Genomic DNA, 18,655 nt, shown 5'->3' on the forward strand with positions numbered 1-18,655 from the left:
GTAAATAAATTAAAACGGGTTAGTAGCAATTAAACTTGCTGTTTTCACATAAACACGTCGATTTAATTTTAATTGATCTACAATAACTTCAGCAATGTCTTCCGATTGAATCAATTTAGAGTCGTCATTTTCTTTAATCAAATGTAGATCTAATGCTAAATCTGTCGCTACAGTACTTGGCGTTAGAGCCGAAACGCGTATATTATTTCGACGTACTTCTTGTGCTAATGATTCTGTAAAGCCAATTACCGCAAACTTTGATGCACTGTATGCACTTGAAGTAGCCGCACCATTTAGACCATTTGTTGATGAAATATTAATGATATCACCTGTATTTTTTTCAATTAATTGCGGTAACACGGCACGTGTCACATAATATGTACCCATTAAGTTGACATCTACTATGTTCTTCCACTCTTCTGGGTCCATCTCCAAGACCGTACCAAATGAAGCAATCCCTGCATTGTTAATTAAGATATCAGCAGTTCCTAATTTATTAGTTAATGATGCAATGGCTTCTTCAACTTGCTCTTTAGATGAAACATCAGCAGTTGCATAAGCGACTTTTACGCCATGACCTTCAATTTCTGTCGCTACTTCTTTTAAAGCAGACTCTGTTCTTGCAAGCAATCCAATATGGACTCCCTCTTTTGCCAAGTGAAGTGCCGTTGCTTTCCCTATACCTCGTGCCGCGCCAGTAACAAATGCTACTTTTCCAGTTAATGATTGTGCCATTTTACAAGACCCCTTTTAAGCGTTGTATGCATTTTCTTTTAGTATACCCGTTGATGAAATCCTTAGCATGAATGAAAGCTTGAATAGTTACTTTGATTAATGATTCAAGTTCGTTCTCCCTAAACCTCACTCACTTATGATCAGGCTTGCCGTTATAGACGTGGATGAGGTTTTCTGTAGTTTAAGGGTAACTCTAGACTCCATAATTCAGAAAACCAGCTACTTCATATACATGCTCAAGAATTTACCTACGTGGCTAACTTACACTTCTTGATAGCCTTTTTCGCTGATATGTAGACAGCACTACTCCTCCCACTATAAACAGCGAGCCGACAATTTCCGCCCCCGTTATTGGTTTATACAGCAGGACTAATCCCATGATCATCGCTACAAAAGGTTCTAAATTAGATAATATAGACGCCTTTGAAGCATCAACATATCGAATATTGTTATTCCAAATCAACATGGCGATGCCGTGTACCACAACGGCAGTTATAATCAGAAATGACCAATCCGAGATCTTTACACTCATTCGTATCGGCGTATCAAGTAAAAAAATAAAAGGAACCGACACAACTAGTCCGACAACATTTGAATATAATGTAATTGCAAGTGGATCCACTCTATTGGAAAGGAGTCTCGTTACGATAATTAGCATAGCAAAAGTAATCATTGTGACTACGATCCACCATAAACCTTTATCGATATGTAAAGAGGATACATTTCCTTTTGCTACTACAAAGTAAATACCTATAATCGCTACAATAGATCCGAGTAACATACGAATTGTTAACTTCTCTTTCAAAAAAACACCTGCTAAAACACCAGTTAAAATGGGCGCAGTTGCTAAGATTAATGCAGAAGTTGTTGGATCAGCTGTTTCTAATCCAGCAAAAAAAGACCATTGGTTAATAAAAACGCCAAAAACACCCAGAAAGATTACTGCCAGTACATCATATTTATTTAATCGTTTCACTTGCAGTCTATATGAAGATAATCCAATCAAAAAAAGCACTATAAACAATAGTCTGAGCGAAGTGAGGAGAGCTGGGGAAAAGTCCTGGACCAGCATCTTTCCAAAAACAAAATTACTGCCCCACACCATTACACAAAGTGTCAGCCAAGCATATGCTTTTAACAAATTTATCACCCTTCCTACAACAAAATGCCAACTGGCCTATTCTATACTTACTTATGCTTTTCGTACATATTTTTGTTTGGAAGTACCCACTCACTGACCTATAGGATGGCAATGTGTACAAGATTAAAACGCAGTAGCAATAATATTTCCATATTACATAGGCATTTTGTTATTCGTTACATCCTAATAGCATTAACATCGCATGGATCGTTCGTCATTTAGAACATATTTTTATATTTACACAATTTACGGAAGTATAATAACACTGTATAACGTACAATATAAAAATTCATTAAATAAATGTTCGTATATTGATTGAAAGCACAAAAAACCTTTGCTATAATCATAACGTATTCATCGTAATAGCACTTTTCACTACTTTCCATATAAAATATTAATAAGTAATAAGAATCAATTAATACATAATCGGTTTCTAGCATCATCATACTGTAACAGCTATTCGTTACTGTTTGGATTAATGAAATCCATCACGCATCTGGGAAAGCAGTGTGCTTAGGAATACTATTCGATGAAATTATTTAAGGAATGAGGGATCATCTTTGAGGAACATGAAGTTAGTTGGGGTTATTGTATGTATGCTTTTTCTAGCAACGATCGTTTCAGGCTGTAACTCCACTACTAATAGTACAGCAGATACTGAACAACGTCCGATCATTGTGCAAGGACCAATGCCTATTGAAGCCGAGAAGTTTGCTGAAAAATTAAGTGACGCAGAAGTTGAAGAATCAGGAAACTTTGTTTTTTATAAAGGAACTATCGATGACTATCCTGTAATTGTTACCAAGACTAGTAAAGGGATGGAAAACACGGCAGCCGCCACTGCATTAGCAATTGAAAAGTACAATCCTATCGCGATTATCAATCAAGGAACTTCAGGCGGACATGACCCGAACTTGCATGTATTTGATATAGTCTTAGGTAAACGGACGGTCAATATCGGTTCGATGAAGACTGAGTCTGCAGAAGAAAACGAAGGAATGGATCCATCATTATGGAAGCCTATGGACCTCATGGCTTCTGAAGGCAGTGCCGGAGAGGACCCCGATGCAGAGAAGATTCGCTACTTTGATGGCGACGATGAATTATTGGAAGCAGCCAATGCGGTTAAAGACCAATACGAACTGGGGAAAGTTGTTGAAGGTACTATCGGATCCGCTGATCTGTGGAATAACGAAGTAGACCGCATAAACTGGTTCCATGAAAAGTACGGTACTTCCGTTGAAGAAATGGAAGGTGCTGCTGCAGCACAAATTTCCGATAGTTACAATGTTCCTTTCTTAGGAATACGCATTCTTTCCAATAATAAAACGAATAACGGTCAGTATAATCCAGATACTGCTTCAGCCAATCAAGACTATGTTCATCTTGTTTTAAAAGAATATATCTCCAATTTAAAATAAGAGATTCTAACTCATAAATAAAACTAGAAAAGAACGGTTTGCTCCATCAACCCTTCTCTTCTAGTTTTTTTAACGTGTACAAGCTTTAAGTAGTATATTCAAAAGGTCTAGAAAATGTACAAGCCAGCTATAAACTACGCTTCACATATGGACAAGGTCTACTTCTTTCTAAACTTCAGGCTTCTGTACGTATTTCAGCCAATAATATAGCTGCAACAGACAAGTAAAATTCTTACGACTTGCCTGTTGCAGCTTCATTTCACAAAAGTTTTCGTGTGTTTTATTCAGTCTCTTTCATATAATAGGTAGCTAAGGCTATAAAGAGAGAAATAGAATGAGAAGGAGTGGCTTTTTAATTACAATAACCTATCCTATACTCTTTGATTTTATTTATGATACGGTTCTCCCTTAATAATCCGAAACCCACGATAAATCTGTTCCACCAACACCAACTTCATCAACTGATGCGGAAATGTCATCTTAGAAAACGATAACTTCTCATTCGAACGCTGTAGCACACTACTATGTAAACCCAGTGATCCACCAATTACAAAGACAATCTTGCTTTTACCATACGTCATCAACGAATCGATACTAGCTGCAAATTCCTCAGAAGTTTTCATTTTCCCGTCGATTGCTAGTGCAATGACATGCGCGTCTGGTGCAATTTTCGCCAGAATTCGATCGGCTTCTTTCTTTTTAACGATTTCCATGTCCGCTTCGCTTAGTGTTTCAGGTGCTTTTTCGTCCGCGACTTCGATTAACTGCATTTTTGCATAGCTACTTAGACGTTTTGTATACTCTTCTATTCCTTGTTTCAAATACTTCTCTTTTAACTTACCCACGGTGACAATTGATATATTCACAGTTTATCCACTCGCCCTCTAATTGTTATACACAATACTTATGCACATATCCACAATCTTATCTACATATTGTGTCCGATTATCCGTTCTCTACTACATGTGAATTTCACTGATTATTATACCATACGAATGTGGATAACTATTTACTTGTTTCACAATTTAAATAATATAATCCTTTTTCCATAAAAAATGAAAATGCCTCAACCTATTGTCCTGTAAGGGATTAACACTTGTCATCTTTGTGTTATTTATTATTTTTTAAACATGTTATTTTGCACAATACTATACACATTATTTTGATTTTATCCACAATTGGATAACTTCATAAAAAAATCAGGCACCGTAGCGCATTTTCGCTCGATGCCTGATGTGGACTGAAAGTTGCCCAGTATGTGGACAATTTTTATTCTCTTAGAATGTATTGCCGTCCTTCAATACCATTTCCAAGTCCAGTTTCTTTCCATCTCGATAGACTGTAATTTTCAACGGATCGCCAATTTCTTTTTTATTATACAAATACTTACGTAGACTGACCATATCTGTCACTTTCTCTTCATCCAGCTGAACGATTGTATCATACTTCTTCACGCCTGCTGCTACCGCGGATGAATTCGGTATGACATCCGTTACAACGACACCTTCCGTTACTTCTTCAGGCAAGTTTAACGTCTGTTGCTGTTGCTGAATAGGAATTTGTCGAAGATCAAGTAACGATACGCCCATCGTCGGACGATTTACTTGTCCTGTTTCTTCTAAGTGTTCAATAATTGGTAATGCAATATTGATTGGAATAGCCAATCCGATGCCCTCTACTGTTGCTTCAGAAATCTTCATGGAGTTAATCCCGATCAATTGACCCGCCATGTTGATTAATGCACCACCTGAGTTCCCAGGATTGATCGCTGCATCTGTCTGCAAGACGTCTGCCTGCCAATCGATGTTTCCATCTTTGTTTAGATCCATTGGAATAGAGCGGTCTTTACCTGAAATTACACCAACTGTAACAGAACCTGCAAAGCCAAGACCTAATGGGTTACCGATTGCAATAACTGATTCCCCACGTTTTAGCGCATCCGAATCACCGAATTCTACCACTGTATCCACATGTTCTGAATCAATTTCGACTACAGCCAGGTCTGTCCATAGATCACTGCCGATTAACTTTCCTTCAACCTTCGTTCCATCATCAAAACTGACTTCGAGTTGTTCGGAATTTTCCACGACATGGTGATTGGTGACGATATATGCTTTGTCACCTTCTTTTTTATACAGAACACCAGAACCCGAGCCTGCTTCTTGAGTAGACGTTGTGGAGGACCAGAAGTCTTGGACTGTCTGGATATTTGTGATACCAACGACGGCATTTGCAACATTACCTACCACATCTGTAATTTCGCTTGAGATGTCCATTGATACTTGGGCGTGTTCCGAGTTGGTTTTGACTTCATTTGTTTTAGACGTTGCAACATCGGTAGTACTTGATGAGTCAGTTGCATACATCATGACCAAAAATACGATAACCCCACCTACTAATGCACCTAGCAAAGCAGGCCAGAAACCACCTCTACGTTTTGGTTTGCGTGTCGTTTCTACCGGCGGAATTGGCTGTTGCCACTCCGTTTCTTCTTTTCTTTCTTCTCTTCTTTCATCATCCATTCGCATTTCCTCCTTATCAGAAAGTAATCCTACATGTACTGTACCCCAATAACTCTTTGAAAATGCAAAAAGCCTCACTAATTTAGCAAGGCTTTTCGCAAGTACTTCAGACTAGCACAAGTTCTGTAGATTCGGATGCATCCGTATCATGCAAATGAACAAATTCTCCTGCACGAATGCCGCAATCTTCGAGGGTTTGTGCTACGCTCATGCGCGCCAAGTCTTTCATATTATTATCTAAGCTAAGATGGGCTAAATAAATATGCGCTTCTTTTTGAGCTACGACTTCACTCATTGCGACCGCTGCATCTTCATTTGATACGTGGCCCACGTCACTTAGTATACGGCGTTTGATAGACCATGGATAACGTCCCATCTGTAGCATGCTGACGTCGTGATTGCTTTCGAATACAAAGCTATCAGCACCTCGGATATGACCTTTCATACGGTCACTGACGTATCCTGTGTCCGTAATGATTGCCAGTTTACGGTCACCTTCATTGAACGTATAGAACATTGGGTCCGCTGCGTCATGGGATACAGCAAATGACTGGATATCCAGTGAGCCAAATGTTTTCACCGTTTCCATGTCAAAGTGGAAACGCTGATCAACAGGAATCTCTCCTACAAGTCCGTCCATTGCCTGCCATGTTTTAGCATTGGCATAGATGGGTGTTTTATACTTGCGGGCCAGTACGCCGATTCCTTTAATATGATCACTGTGTTCATGTGTGACGAATATGCCGTCAATTTGTTTCATTGAGCGATCGATTGATCCGAGTAAACCTTCAATTTTCTTACCGCTCATGCCGGCATCTACAAGAAAAGCATGCTCATCTGTCTCTATATATAGCGAGTTGCCTGTACTGCCACTCGCCAAAATGCTAAATCGCATGTGGAAAACTCCTATTCTGTTGAATCTTCTACTATCTCCGATTGGAACTCGATGACTTTTCCTTCAATCGCATTGATGAAGTAATGCTCTATTGTTCCATCCTTCAATTTTACCTGAACATTCCACGTTGGTGCAAATACTTGAGTTTCCGTCAACTGAACAAGTGTCGAATAACCTGATTTTACTTGCATAACAGTGGAACCAGGTTGCAGGTAACCACGTGTAACAAGTGAAGAGACTGCGTCGTTCTGCGACAGTAAGTCTTTCTTATGATTAAAGCTTAAGAACTCATCGAGCATACTTTGTTCGTAATGCGTAACTTCTCCATCCTCGTTCCAGTGCAAGGTGAGCATGGCGTTGGGACTGTGGAAAATAGTTTCGTTCTTTACCCGTTGAAAGAATACGGCACTCTGCTCTTCTTCATCCACATCCCAAAGCACGTAATCTTCACCATTGAGCACATATTTTTTCAAGAACTCATCAAATTCATACTCGTCCTGATCATCCCTTATCTTTACAGGCTTTTTCATTCGGGATAGTAATAATGACTTTTCAACCATTTCAAATGTTTGATTACTTAATTCTTCTAATTTGTCATAAGAAAAGGTGGCAATATGGGCTGACAAATACGATACGTCTTTTTTGGTGAAAGAAATAGGCTCATACGTAATATTCTCTAATGCCAATGTTTCCTCCACGGATGTTTTCCCAAGAATCTGCATGTTTCCGACACCCATTTGCCTATCTAAATAAAGCCAATACAAGAAGACATTTAGAATGGAAAAGACGACAATAAAGATCGTTTTGGTTCTATTCCAATCCAATCTCGCCACCTCCTTGCAATTCTTCTGGAGCGAAGCGTAACCAGTTACCTTTGATAAGGTAATACCAGCAAGGTTGCAAAATAATTAATTTGCGTTCTATATCACGATTCATATAATACCCCGGAGTGATTTCCTCTATTAAACCGAAGTCTAACTCTTCTGATTCACGTAAAGCCTCCGCCACTTCCACTCCCGAAGGCAAAGTTTCTTGTACAGATTTAATGTTCACATCCAACGTGTAATATGGGCGTATATATTTGAATACGCGCTGATTTCCCCACGTCTCCGTGATTTCGCTAGTACCTGATTGATCACTAAAAACGGGCAAGCCATCGACATATAGTTGGAACCGAACATAACGGGAAATTGGATTCATATAAGCGTAGCGGTACTCATCTGTCCATCCGCCATGCTCATTGATGAAATCAATAGTATTTAACAACAGTTCTGAAGGTATCGCTATCTCCTGACTTTCCATTGCTGGCATGACATAATTCAACCGCTTAATCTCGGTATCGACATTCATGAACGCATGGTCGTCTCCATATTCCTCATGCGTTGAATCGATTAGATTACGTCGTACAGCATTCGGATCACTGAACAATGCATCACGAAAACGCAATGGATTAACTTCTTCCTGATAATACGTATTACGCATAACAGTTATAGGATATTTTGGTACGGCAAGAAAGGATGCATTGCCACGATCTATTTCCGCATATTCATCGAATGATTGACCGACATCCACTACGTTGCGCAGAAAACTTGTTTTATTCGGTAGTGTCACTTGCATCTGATAATGTAAGCCACTCATTTCACTCAGTAGGTGAATGACTGGTGCTTGCGTAGATTGCCCCCAGTCAATGACTAGGCGATTAAAAGTGGCTTCAGGAATATTCACGTCATCGACTAGTAATACATTGTCATAGACGAGCATGGGCACTTCGCCCGTAAAGTAGAATGTCATTTGACTTGGTTGCCGTAAGAGTTTGGCAATATCAAACTTACTCATGTCTTGACTTACTAAATGTAGATCAGATAAATCCCACGTATTCATTTCTGTCAGAATCTTGTCGATCTTTTCAGTATCCGTAGAACCCAGTACCTGGTCTTTTAAAATAGTAATCATTTTATATGGCTTAATAATTTCATCGATTGCTTTCTTTTCAGAAATGGAAATATCAACAGTCTGTAGTTGTTCCATTGGTTCATAATTCGGCGAATAGTTCCATACCGCTAATGTGAAGAGCACACTCAACGAGACGAGTAACAACAGTACGATGGATTTAATCGTTTCAATATATTTCAATCCCATTCACCGTCCTCTTGTTGTTCAAATGGTAGCTTGAAGAAGATTGTCGTTCCTGTTCCTTCCTCACTCTGTGCCCATATCTCCCCTTTATGCGCTACGATCATTTCTTTAGCAATTGCAAGTCCTAGGCCGGTCCCACCGAGGGCACGAGAACGGGCTCTGTCTGCACGATAGAAACGGTCGAATATTCGATTGACATTAGATTTAGGAATACCCATTCCATCATCGGATATCATTACCTTAATATAATCGCCTGAGACTGTTACACCGAAACGGATTTCTCCACCATCTGGTGAATACTTTAAGGCGTTAGAAATGATATTATCTAGTACTTGCGTTAGTTTGTCGGTATCAATCTCCACGAATAGACTGCTTGAATATAAATTTCGAGTAAAACGTACATTTTGCGACTTCGAAAATTCAAATCGCTCAATAACCGCATTGAAGAATCGGTTAAATTCTACCCATTCTTTATTCAATTCATATTCCTTACTGTCCATACGTGAAAGTTTCAGTAAGTCGTTCACGAGACGAATCATTCGCTCCGTTTCATTTTGCGTCACATGCAAGAAATTTGGAGCAATTTCTTCATTGCGCCAAGCCCCTTCTGCCAACGCATCGAGATAACTGCGCATCGTAGTGAGCGGTGTACGCAATTCATGCGAAACATTCGACACGAATTCACGACGTTCCATATCAATCTTTTCTTGTTCCGTATTATCATGTAGTACCACAATCAGGCCGTTTACGAAGCCTGTTTCACGTTGCGTGACGGATATTGTAGCACGTAAAATATATGCTTGATCTTCTGTACTGAAGTCTAGAGGTATCGATTCTTTCATTTGGATTAGTTCTTCAAACGTATACTCATCATCTATACCCAGAATACTGGCGATAGGTCGATTAATGACGAGGTCATTCGTTACACCGAGCATTTGAAGGGCAGAGTCGTTAATTAGGCTAACTCGTCCTTTTCGGTCGGTCGAAATGACACCGTCCGTCATATTTTCTAGAACCGAGGCTAACTTTCGCCTTTCACTTTCCGTAGTGGACTGGGATTCTTGCAGCTGGTTGGTTAAGTGGTTGAATGCAATGGCCAACTGACCCATCTCATCCGATCCGTACACTTTAACCTTTCGGGTGAAGTTTCCTTTTGCCATCGCTTGTGCTTGTCGCCGCATATCTGAAATGGGCCGGGTAAATGCCCTGGCAATGAAAATCCCAACTATTATTGTAATGGTCAGGGAGACAGCCGCGGCTCCCGCCAATATTCGATTGATTTCTTCAATTTGTTGGAATACAGATTCAATATTCGCTTCTACATAAAGCGATCCTATAATTTCATTACCATTAAAAATTGGTTTGGCTAAGGATAGTACACGATTATGAGATTGCGGATCAATCATCACAACGTCTTTCATCGCCTCTGACGTAATAGACTTCCGCACATTATCATTGGTCGAATGCTGACCTACCCTCATCTGATTGTCAAATGAGGATGTCGCCAGAATACGATATTTAGAATTTATAACTCGTATTTCAATAATGTCGTCTGAAGTGAATTCGAACAAGACATTTTTTAAGCTTTGTTCTAGCGTGGGATCACTATCTTTACGTTTTTTTATAATTTCTTCCCGCACACTGAACTCGACTAAATTCATTCGGTCTACAATCGAATTCGTAAAGTTATCTTTTAGTGTTTGTTCCAGTTCACGAGCAAAATACAGCCCAATAATCTGCATGGACACAAGTATAAGCAAGACATAGATCAAGACGAATTTGACTTGAATTGACCGGAAAAAACCAACCTTATGCATAGTGGCCTACTCCTGTTCCGGATCGCGCAGATAATAACCTACGCCACGTCTTGTAACGATCCAGCTCGGATGACTCGGTGTGTCTTCAATCTTTTCACGAAGGCGTCGAATCGTGACATCGACTGTTCGTACATCACCAAAATAATCATAGCCCCATACAGTTTGCAGTAAATGTTCACGTGTCATCACCTGACCGATATGTTTTGCTAAGTAGTACAGTAGCTCAAACTCACGATGCGTCAGTTCAATCGTAACTCCACGTTTTTGAACATAGTAGGCATCGGGTTGGATGACAAGTTGTCCGACTGTAATATCATTCGTTTCTTCTTCCTGATCTTCCGCTATAGTTCTCGCGTGACGACGCAGATTAGCTTTGACTCGAGCAATTAGTTCTCTTGTGCCAAATGGCTTCGTAACGTAATCATCTGCGCCTAGTTCAAGCCCTAACACCTTATCAATTTCTGAATCCTTCGCTGTCAGCATGATAATAGGGAAATCATATTTTTTTCGTACTTCTCGACAGACTTCCATGCCATCGCGTTTAGGAAGCATGATATCAAGAAGCATGATGTCCGGCTGAATTTCTTCTACGCGATTGATCGCGTCTTCACCGTCGTATGCGCAAAAGACGTTGAAACCCTCCTTTTTCAAATTAAATTCTATGATGTCTGCGATGGGTTTCTCATCGTCTACAATAAATACAGTTTTATTTTGCATGTTTTGTTCCTTTCCCACCATAATTGGCGATCATATTTTTAAGCTATATTCTGGTTCCACGACAAGATTTGGCCATGTAAATTTGCGTGGTACATTAAACGCTATTCTATCTTTTCTATGGTTTCAGCCTAATTCTAAGGCTCAAATATAGTATTCCATATCTTCTAACTCTATCATGATTTGTGCAAAATCGCACTTTTTCAGGTAAAGATCGCTTGCTTGGAACTATGAAAAAACAGCGCGTCCTCTTCTACAATTATAGAAGAAAGGCGCGCTGTTTTATTCGTAAGACGGAGGTGATTCGTGCTGGCTCCAGTCAATATTGAGGAACTTGTTGTATTCCTTTGCAAATGCCAAGGTCACGGTACCGGTTGGGCCGTTACGTTGCTTGGCAATAATGATTTCAATCATGTTTTGCATTTCCGTTTCTTTGTCATAGTAGTCTTCCCGGTAGAGGAAAGAGACGATATCGGCGTCTTGCTCAATACTTCCTGATTCCCGGAGGTCGGACATCATAGGGCGCTTATCTTGTCGTTGCTCTACGCCCCGTGAAAGCTGGGATAGTGCGATGACTGGTATTTTCAATTCACGCGCCAAAGCTTTCAGTGAACGAGAAATCTCAGATACCTCTTGCTGACGGTTATCACTACCCCGACCGCTTCCCATGATCAGTTGCAAATAGTCGATCATGATCATACCAAGACCATGTTCCTGTTGTAGTCGTCTGCATTTTGAACGGATTTCATTGATACGGATACCTGGACTGTCATCAATGAAAATTCCTGCATTTGATAACGAGCCCATCGCCATCGTCAGCTTTCGCCAATCATCTGCTTCAAGATTCCCTGTACGTAACACTTGCGCATCAATATTTCCTTCCGCACAGAGCATACGCATAACAAGCTGTTCCGCGCCCATCTCGAGACTAAAAATCGCAACATTTTCATCTGTCTTCGTTGCCACGTTCTGCGCTACGTTCAACGCAAACGCAGTTTTACCGACGGAAGGACGAGCTGCCACAATAATCAAGTCATTACGTTGGAAGCCTGCTGTGATCTGGTCCAAGTCACGGAACCCGGTAGGTATGCCTGTTACATCACCTTTACGTGTATGCAATAATTCAATATTGTCATACGTCTCCACTAGTACATCTTTAATATGACGGAAGTCACCAGCGTTTTTCCTATTGGATACTTCCATCATTTTTTTTTCGGCTTCCCCAAGCAAGGCTTCTACTTCGTCTTCTCGTGTGTAGCCGTCTTCTACAATGTCAGTTGCAACGCGAATCAGTCTGCGCAATAAAGCCTTTTCTTCTACGATATTTGCGTAATAAACAATGTTTGCAGCAGTCGGAACCGCGTTGGCAAGCTCTGTAATATACGAAATACCCCCGACGTCTTCAAGCTCATTTTTCACTTTGAGCTCTTCGGCGATAGTTACCAAATCGACTGGCTGACCTCTGTCATTCAGTACGAGCATGGTTTCGAAAATCTTTTTATGTGCGATCCGATAAAAGTCTTCCGGCAACAATATTTCAGAAGCGGTAATCAGTGCCTGCGGTTCTAAAAATATTGCACCAAGGACTGACTGCTCTGCTTCGTTGTTATGCGGAGGTGTGCGCTCGATCATCTGGTTCAAGCTATTATCTCCTTATCATTCTTCTGTAACATGCACTTTAAGTGTAGCTGTTACATCAGGGTGTAATTTGATCGGAACATTTGTAAAACCAAGAGCACGGATTGGCTCAGGTAATTCCATTTTGCGACGGTCTACTTTAATTTTATTTTGCTTTTCTAGCGCTTGTCCAATTTGCTTCGACGTGATAGAACCAAAGAGACGACCGTCCTCGCCAGTTTTCGCCTGTAGCTCTACAGTCAACTTTTCAACTTGCTCTTTTAATTCTTTAGCCTCTGCCAATTCCGCAGCTGCATCTTTCTTCTGGCGTTCCTTCTGGCCTTGCAACTTACTTAAATTACCTGGAGTTGCTTCAACTGCTACATTATTTTTCAGTAAATAGTTTTGTGCATATCCAGTTGAAACCTCTTTCACTTCACCTTTTTTGCCTTTTCCTTTGACGTCCTTTAAAAAAATAACTTTCATTCTTCATTTCCCCTCTCTACGTATTGTTCTAATACATCCTTTAACATAGTGATGGCTTCATCCATCGTTTCCACATTTAACTGGCAAGCAGAATTCGTTAAATGACCGCCACCGCCCAACTCTTCCATAACGACCTGGACATTCAATTCACCTAATGAGCGGGCGCTAATGCCAATTTTTCCATCATCACGTTTTGCGACCACGAATGAAGCAGAAATACCTTGCATCGTCAGTAGAATATCGGCTGTCTGCGCGATCAGTACAGAGCTGTGTACGACTTCATCCTGTCCTCTCGCAATTGCAATATCACCATTGCCCACAAATTCTACGGTCTCAATTAGTTTTGAACGTTCAATATATGTCGAAATATCTTCTTTCAACAAACGCTGTACTAGCACGGTATCTGCGCCATTCGTTCGCAAATAGGAAGCGGCTTCGAATGTACGAGAACCTGTCCTGAGTGTAAAGCTTTTCGTGTCTACTACAATACCTGCTAGCATCGCCGTTGATTCCAGCATGGTCAACTTCTCATTCTTTGGCTGATACTCCAGCAATTCTGTCACCAGTTCCGCTGTAGAAGATGCATATGGTTCCATATATACGAGCACAGTATTATTAATAAACTCTTCTCCTCGTCTGTGATGGTCAATTAACACAACCTTGGGTGCCTTGTCCAGTACGCGCTCATCTATAACCATACTCGGCTTATGCGTATCAACAATCACGACCAATGAACGTTCCGTCATTAACTCCAGTGCTTCTTCAGGCATCAGCATGTGATCATATAATACTTCATCTTGCTGCACTTCATCCATCAGACGGCTGACACTAGCGTCGAGCTGATCAAAGTTAACGACAACATAGCCTTCAACGCCATTCATCCTTGCCATTTTACGTACGCCAATCGACGCGCCAATCGCATCCATGTCGGGCATTTTATGACCCATGACAAACACGCGATCACTATCTTGAATTAAATCACGAAGCGCGTGTGAAATGACTCGTGCACGCACTCGTGTACGTTTTTCAACAGGATTTGTCTTACCACCGTAGAATTTCAGCTTCCCATCATGGTGTTTGATCGCTACCTGATCACCGCCACGTCCGAGAACTAAGTCCAAGCTCGACTGTGCCAGCTCACCAAGCTCTGTAAGCGACGTAGTACCGGTCCCTACCCCAATACTCAATGTAAGTGATACGCTATGTTTAGATGTGTTCTCGCGAATCGTATCGAGCAATGCAAATTTAGTCTTTTCTAATAGTGCTAGTGTACCTTCATTGAAAACGGCCAAGAAGCGCTCAGAAGATATTCGTTTCACGAAGATCCCATACTCATCTGCCCATTGATTGACCAATGAAGTCACAACGGAGTTCATCTGACTTCGCGTCTGGTCATCCATTGTCTGGGACAATTCATCGTAGTTATCGACCAATAAAATACCGATTGTCGTTCGATCGGCATAATAAAGAGATTGCATCTTCATACGTTCTGTTACGTCAAATAGATAGATCAATTTCTCTTCCGGTTTATAGTACACCCGGTACGAGCGATCATTCAATACGATGACATCTTGCTCACTGTCTTCTCTGATCACTTGACGGAATGTTTCATTCATTTCGTAAAGCTGTGACCCGATCCACGTCTTGTCGGGATAAATGGAGTTTACAAATGGATTGACCCATTCAATTAATTGCTTATCATTCAGCAAGATAATCCCGATGGGTAATTCCAGTAACGCTTCTTCTCCTACCCTTTTCATTCGGTAGGATAAGGTTTCAATATATTTCTCTGTTTCTAAGTAGTTATTATTCTCTACTTTCCAAGCAATGCCTAGTGCAAGTGCATAAGCGACAGCAAAAAGTAGCCCAACCCAAAAGTTCAATAGCATTAGTAGTACGGAACCTACTGCTCCAAGTAGGGACAAGAATGCCAATGGAATCCGGATCTTTCGTTTTTTATAAAATAAATTCAATGTCTCATCTCCTACGCTCTCTTGTCTTTATCTATCCATGTACGAATGTTAATGGCGATATCCAAAACACCCAGCATGACGGTGAAGGGACTGAGGAACATGGCGAATAATGTAGCCAGCACGTTGACGATCAGGGGAAGCTTCATCTTGCGCAATGCATAGTAAATTAACGCCAAACCTTGTAAGAAGAATAAGAATCTAAAGATGAGAATGGCATTTGCCTCCATCAGATAAAACGTCGTTCCCTGTTCCGGCTGCGATAAAATAGAAATCAACAACAATGCCAGATAGGCTACTACCGTCGCAAACGGAAGACGCATAGTAAGGAAGGAAGCAAATTTAGGAACTTCAAAACGCAAACGTGTTGCAACCGCCAAAATGGGCATAACAAACAGGTAGGCTGTTACAAATACAGATAAGATGAACAGGGAAGGCACAATGGTTTGGTAATACGTAAATGCCTCTGCTACGGTTCGTTCTATTTCCTTCGTTGAATTTCCCATACCTGATAAAATCACAAGTGCTTCTTGCTGTATAGCAGAAAATTGTTGCATCAACTGTTCAATCGGGTTCATTTTCATGAACCACACAGTACCAAGATACAATAGACTTAATGAAATGAGCAATGTGACGCCGGTCGCCATGTATACATAAAGTTTCGTCTTGCCAGTTCGCACAGTATCACCAATAACGAATCCAACTGCACTCAATACAACCGCTGCAGGAATGGATAGCAAACCGCCAATCAATAATGTGATAAGCCATGTACACATCGCAACCATCAATGTAGAGATCCGGTCATAACGCAAACGATAAATTGTAATGGGTAGTGGAACGAGTAACAATGTCAATAAGCCGAGTAATGGTACATACAAAGTCATTGCCAGTAAGATGGCGAAGAGTGCTACCATCATCGCACCGTACGTAATTCTACTTGCTTGATCTTGCATATCTACGCCTCAATTCATTCACTGCTTCTTTTGCCGCCTATCGTTAAGTAGGAGACAAAGTGGTATATTCCTTAATTCATATAAAGCTACAATCATCCTTCTAATTGTATCACGATTCGACGTGAAATCAAAAATACAGGCAGTTACAATTACAGTAAATTGGGTAGGCAACATGCCCACATACATCAAGTTTTCGATGCAAATAAAAAACCGCCACTGACTGAGTAATTCAGTCAGTGGCGGTTTATATATTACCGCTCTTCAGATACGAACGGAAGAAGTGCCATGATGCGTGCACGTTTGATTGCAACCGTCAATTTACGTTGGTATTTAGCGCTTGTACCCGTAACTCGACGAGGCAACATCTTTCCGCGCTCAGAGATAAACTTCTTCAACAAATCTACATCTTTATAGTCGATGTGTGTAATGTGGTTAGAAGTAAAATAGCAAACCTTACGGCGTTTGCGACCTCCACGACGTGGTGCCATAATTGTTGTCCTCCTTCCTATTTATGTATCGAGTGAACCGTTCTATCAGAATGGCAAGTCGTCATCTGTTACTTCAATCGGACCGCCGCCTGGCTGGAATGGATCATTATCGACACGTGTCATATTTTGCTGATTCGGTTGGTAGGATTGCTGGTTATTGTATCCTTGTCCTTGGTTTTGAGAAGGTGCATTATAAGAAGGCGCTCCACCACCATACGATGGTGATTGCTGACGTTCTGTATTAGCACTTCTTGGTTCCAGGAATTGAGTACTATCCGCAACAACTTCTGTCGTGTAAACACGCTTACCGTCTTGGCCTTCGAAGCTGCCCGTCTGTATACGACCATCCACTCCGGCTAGACTTCCTTTTCGTAAGTAATTCGCGATATTCTCAGCCTGTTTACGCCAAGCTACACACGTGATGAAATCCGCTTCCCGTTCTCCCTGGGCATTCGCGAACGCGCGGTTCACTGCCAGTGTAAAACGTGTAACAGCAATTCCAGTCTGTGTATATTTCAGCTCAGGATCTTTTGTTAATCGGCCAACTAAAACGACACGGTTTATCATTCAGAATCAAACCTCCCTCATCATAAATTTAATAAGTTTTATATCAGATTACGCATCTAAACGAATTGTCATATGACGAATGATACCTTCGTTGATGTTCGCTAGACGTGTAAATTCATCGATTGCTTCAGCACCAGCGTTAGCAGTTACTAATTGGTAGTAACCTTCACGTAAGTCGTCGATTTCGTAAGCAAGACGACGCTTGCCCCACTCTTTCGACTCGATGATTTCCGCTCCGTTTGAAGTTAAGACAGTATCAAAGCGTTCAATCAACGCTTTTTTCGCGTCATCTTCAAGAGTTGGGCGCATAATGTACATAATTTCGTACTTTCTCATCAATAGTCACCTCCTTATGGACTTGGGCCCTACTTTTACAAGTGGGCAAGGAGTAAGTAAATTTAATATTACTCACATCAGTACATACTATCACAACGCAATTGGAATATCAACCTTCAATATACTATACTGAATGAATTAAGGAGTGATCCCACATGGAAGAACAACAGCCTGTAATCGTAGAACTGGATTTACAGAAAATAGCGAAGCAAAGTCTATGGCTTACCTTCTTACCGCTCATAGTACTTTTAATAATTCGTAGTCTGTTACAAGGCGGCCTACATCTGTCATTTTCGGTGTGGTATGTTGTCTATGCTTTGGTTGGATATATTTTACTGATTGTTATACATGAGTTTTTTCACTTGCTTGGTTTCCATATTTTTTGTCATGTTCCGTGGAAGAACATGGCGTATGGCGTCAATTTAAAGATGGGTGTTGCGTATGCTACCGCAGATCAGTTGATGGACAATAAAGGTATTCGCAAAGCATTGTTGCTACCCTTTTGGATGACGGGTGTGTTGCCCGCTGTCCTTGCGTTGTATTTTAATGACGGTGTGCTGTTGCTGTTAGGCGCTATGCTGATTGGTGGAGCGGCTGGGGATTTTGCTATGTATAAGGAGTTAAAGAAGTTTCCGGATCACGCCATGGTGAAGGATGATCCCGAGTTGCCGAAGTTGTATGTTTATCCTGTTGAATGAAGTATAGAAGCTAGCGATTGTGTTGGGTGAGAATTTGCGACTAAATATAGAACGCAAATTTGATGATCGTTTATACGCAATCCCTTCGTACTCATCAATTATAATGATCTACTACATATCTACGTGGATCTTGTCTCAACTAACTTCAAACTAAAAAAG

The 18,655-nt window shown here is 40.8% G+C and carries 18 protein-coding genes; 2 read left to right on the forward strand and 16 right to left on the reverse strand.

Annotated features, from left to right (window positions below; translation table 11 throughout):
* Positions 1-9 precede the first annotated feature (9 nt).
* Together CSV61_RS06030 and CSV61_RS06035 are read right to left on the reverse strand one after the other, a co-directional pair.
* On the reverse strand, positions 10-735 hold the full coding sequence (locus tag CSV61_RS06030; protein WP_099638456.1) for a 3-ketoacyl-ACP reductase: 726 nt from the start codon (positions 733-735) through the stop codon (positions 10-12).
* A gap of 256 nt (positions 736-991) precedes the next feature.
* Positions 992-1,876 (reverse strand): DMT family transporter, encoded by an 885-nt coding sequence (locus CSV61_RS06035; protein WP_099638457.1) that lies wholly within the window; start codon positions 1,874-1,876, stop codon positions 992-994.
* A gap of 569 nt (positions 1,877-2,445) precedes the next feature.
* On the opposite strand from CSV61_RS06035, the gene CSV61_RS06040 reads away from it, so the two are divergent.
* Complete coding sequence (locus tag CSV61_RS06040; RefSeq protein ID WP_099638497.1) at positions 2,446-3,297, forward strand: 5'-methylthioadenosine/S-adenosylhomocysteine nucleosidase; 852 nt, start codon at positions 2,446-2,448, stop codon at positions 3,295-3,297.
* A 386-nt stretch (positions 3,298-3,683) separates the two neighbouring features.
* On the opposite strand, the gene rlmH is transcribed toward CSV61_RS06040, so the two are convergent.
* From rlmH to rpsF, 14 genes are all read right to left on the reverse strand, one after another.
* A complete protein-coding gene (gene rlmH / locus CSV61_RS06045) occupies positions 3,684-4,163 on the reverse strand; it encodes a 23S rRNA (pseudouridine(1915)-N(3))-methyltransferase RlmH (protein WP_083034443.1) in 480 nt (159 codons plus the stop codon).
* A gap of 411 nt (positions 4,164-4,574) precedes the next feature.
* Positions 4,575-5,819, reverse strand: a complete 1,245-nt coding sequence (locus CSV61_RS06050; RefSeq protein ID WP_099638458.1) for a S1C family serine protease — start codon at positions 5,817-5,819, stop codon at positions 4,575-4,577.
* Positions 5,820-5,925: 106 nt separating this feature from the next.
* The gene (locus tag CSV61_RS06055; RefSeq protein ID WP_099638459.1) at positions 5,926-6,714 is read right to left on the reverse strand and encodes an MBL fold metallo-hydrolase; all 789 of its coding nucleotides are present in this window, start codon (positions 6,712-6,714) and stop codon (positions 5,926-5,928) included.
* An 11-nt stretch (positions 6,715-6,725) separates the two neighbouring features.
* Positions 6,726-7,538 carry a two-component system regulatory protein YycI gene (locus tag CSV61_RS06060; RefSeq protein ID WP_099638460.1) on the reverse strand — a complete coding sequence of 271 codons (813 nt, stop codon included), beginning with the start codon at positions 7,536-7,538 and terminating at the stop codon, positions 6,726-6,728.
* Positions 7,525-8,853, reverse strand: a complete 1,329-nt coding sequence (locus CSV61_RS06065; protein ID WP_099638461.1) for a YycH family regulatory protein — start codon at positions 8,851-8,853, stop codon at positions 7,525-7,527. The genes CSV61_RS06060 and CSV61_RS06065 overlap by 14 nt, the downstream gene beginning before the upstream one ends.
* On the reverse strand, positions 8,844-10,667 hold the full coding sequence (gene walK / locus CSV61_RS06070) for a cell wall metabolism sensor histidine kinase WalK (protein ID WP_083034448.1): 1,824 nt from the start codon (positions 10,665-10,667) through the stop codon (positions 8,844-8,846). The genes CSV61_RS06065 and walK overlap by 10 nt, the downstream gene beginning before the upstream one ends.
* A 6-nt stretch (positions 10,668-10,673) precedes the next feature.
* On the reverse strand, positions 10,674-11,384 hold the full coding sequence (gene yycF / locus CSV61_RS06075; RefSeq protein WP_029054365.1) for a response regulator YycF: 711 nt from the start codon (positions 11,382-11,384) through the stop codon (positions 10,674-10,676).
* 279 nt (positions 11,385-11,663) lie between these two features.
* A complete protein-coding gene (gene dnaB / locus CSV61_RS06080) occupies positions 11,664-13,013 on the reverse strand; it encodes a replicative DNA helicase (RefSeq protein ID WP_369802822.1) in 1,350 nt (449 codons plus the stop codon).
* Positions 13,014-13,037: 24 nt separating this feature from the next.
* Positions 13,038-13,484, reverse strand: a complete 447-nt coding sequence (gene rplI, locus CSV61_RS06085) for a 50S ribosomal protein L9 (protein ID WP_029054367.1) — start codon at positions 13,482-13,484, stop codon at positions 13,038-13,040.
* On the reverse strand, positions 13,481-15,457 hold the full coding sequence (locus CSV61_RS06090; protein ID WP_099638462.1) for a DHH family phosphoesterase: 1,977 nt from the start codon (positions 15,455-15,457) through the stop codon (positions 13,481-13,483). Before CSV61_RS06090 ends, rplI begins: the two co-directional genes overlap by 4 nt.
* Before the next feature lie 11 nt (positions 15,458-15,468).
* Positions 15,469-16,407: a DUF2232 domain-containing protein gene (locus CSV61_RS06095; RefSeq protein ID WP_099638463.1), complete on the reverse strand. Its 939-nt coding sequence runs from the start codon at positions 16,405-16,407 to the stop codon at positions 15,469-15,471.
* 251 nt (positions 16,408-16,658) lie between these two features.
* Complete coding sequence (gene rpsR / locus CSV61_RS06100; RefSeq protein WP_029054370.1) at positions 16,659-16,895, reverse strand: 30S ribosomal protein S18; 237 nt, start codon at positions 16,893-16,895, stop codon at positions 16,659-16,661.
* A gap of 45 nt (positions 16,896-16,940) precedes the next feature.
* Complete coding sequence (gene ssb, locus CSV61_RS06105) at positions 16,941-17,462, reverse strand: single-stranded DNA-binding protein (RefSeq protein ID WP_083034451.1); 522 nt, start codon at positions 17,460-17,462, stop codon at positions 16,941-16,943.
* A 48-nt stretch (positions 17,463-17,510) separates the two neighbouring features.
* Positions 17,511-17,798, reverse strand: a complete 288-nt coding sequence (rpsF, locus tag CSV61_RS06110; RefSeq protein WP_099638464.1) for a 30S ribosomal protein S6 — start codon at positions 17,796-17,798, stop codon at positions 17,511-17,513.
* A 155-nt stretch (positions 17,799-17,953) separates the two neighbouring features.
* On the opposite strand from rpsF, the gene CSV61_RS06115 reads away from it, so the two are divergent.
* Complete coding sequence (locus CSV61_RS06115) at positions 17,954-18,496, forward strand: DUF3267 domain-containing protein (RefSeq protein WP_099638465.1); 543 nt, start codon at positions 17,954-17,956, stop codon at positions 18,494-18,496.
* The last annotated feature ends 159 nt before the right edge of the window (positions 18,497-18,655 follow it).

The organism is Sporosarcina sp. P3, from assembly GCF_002743415.1.
Lineage (GTDB): Bacteria > Bacillota > Bacilli > Bacillales_A > Planococcaceae > Sporosarcina > Sporosarcina ureae_A.

Excerpts from the sequence above, each read along its gene's own strand:
- CSV61_RS06030 (WP_099638456.1), bottom strand. The coding sequence starts at position 735 with ATGGCACAATCATTAACTGGAAAAGTAGCATTTGTTACTGGCGCGGCA.
- CSV61_RS06040 (WP_099638497.1), top strand. The coding sequence starts at position 2,446 with ATGAAGTTAGTTGGGGTTATTGTATGTATGCTTTTTCTAGCAACGATC.
- CSV61_RS06050 (WP_099638458.1), bottom strand. The coding sequence starts at position 5,819 with ATGGATGATGAAAGAAGAGAAGAAAGAAAAGAAGAAACGGAGTGGCAA.
- CSV61_RS06055 (WP_099638459.1), bottom strand. The coding sequence starts at position 6,714 with ATGCGATTTAGCATTTTGGCGAGTGGCAGTACAGGCAACTCGCTATAT.
- CSV61_RS06065 (WP_099638461.1), bottom strand. The coding sequence starts at position 8,853 with ATGGGATTGAAATATATTGAAACGATTAAATCCATCGTACTGTTGTTA.
- walK (WP_083034448.1), bottom strand. The coding sequence starts at position 10,667 with ATGCATAAGGTTGGTTTTTTCCGGTCAATTCAAGTCAAATTCGTCTTG.
- yycF (WP_029054365.1), bottom strand. The coding sequence starts at position 11,384 with ATGCAAAATAAAACTGTATTTATTGTAGACGATGAGAAACCCATCGCA.
- dnaB (WP_369802822.1), bottom strand. The coding sequence starts at position 13,013 with ATGATCGAGCGCACACCTCCGCATAACAACGAAGCAGAGCAGTCAGTC.
- rplI (WP_029054367.1), bottom strand. The coding sequence starts at position 13,484 with ATGAAAGTTATTTTTTTAAAGGACGTCAAAGGAAAAGGCAAAAAAGGT.
- CSV61_RS06095 (WP_099638463.1), bottom strand. The coding sequence starts at position 16,407 with ATGCAAGATCAAGCAAGTAGAATTACGTACGGTGCGATGATGGTAGCA.
- rpsR (WP_029054370.1), bottom strand. The coding sequence starts at position 16,895 with ATGGCACCACGTCGTGGAGGTCGCAAACGCCGTAAGGTTTGCTATTTT.
- ssb (WP_083034451.1), bottom strand. The coding sequence starts at position 17,462 with ATGATAAACCGTGTCGTTTTAGTTGGCCGATTAACAAAAGATCCTGAG.
- rpsF (WP_099638464.1), bottom strand. The coding sequence starts at position 17,798 with ATGAGAAAGTACGAAATTATGTACATTATGCGCCCAACTCTTGAAGAT.
- CSV61_RS06115 (WP_099638465.1), top strand. The coding sequence starts at position 17,954 with ATGGAAGAACAACAGCCTGTAATCGTAGAACTGGATTTACAGAAAATA.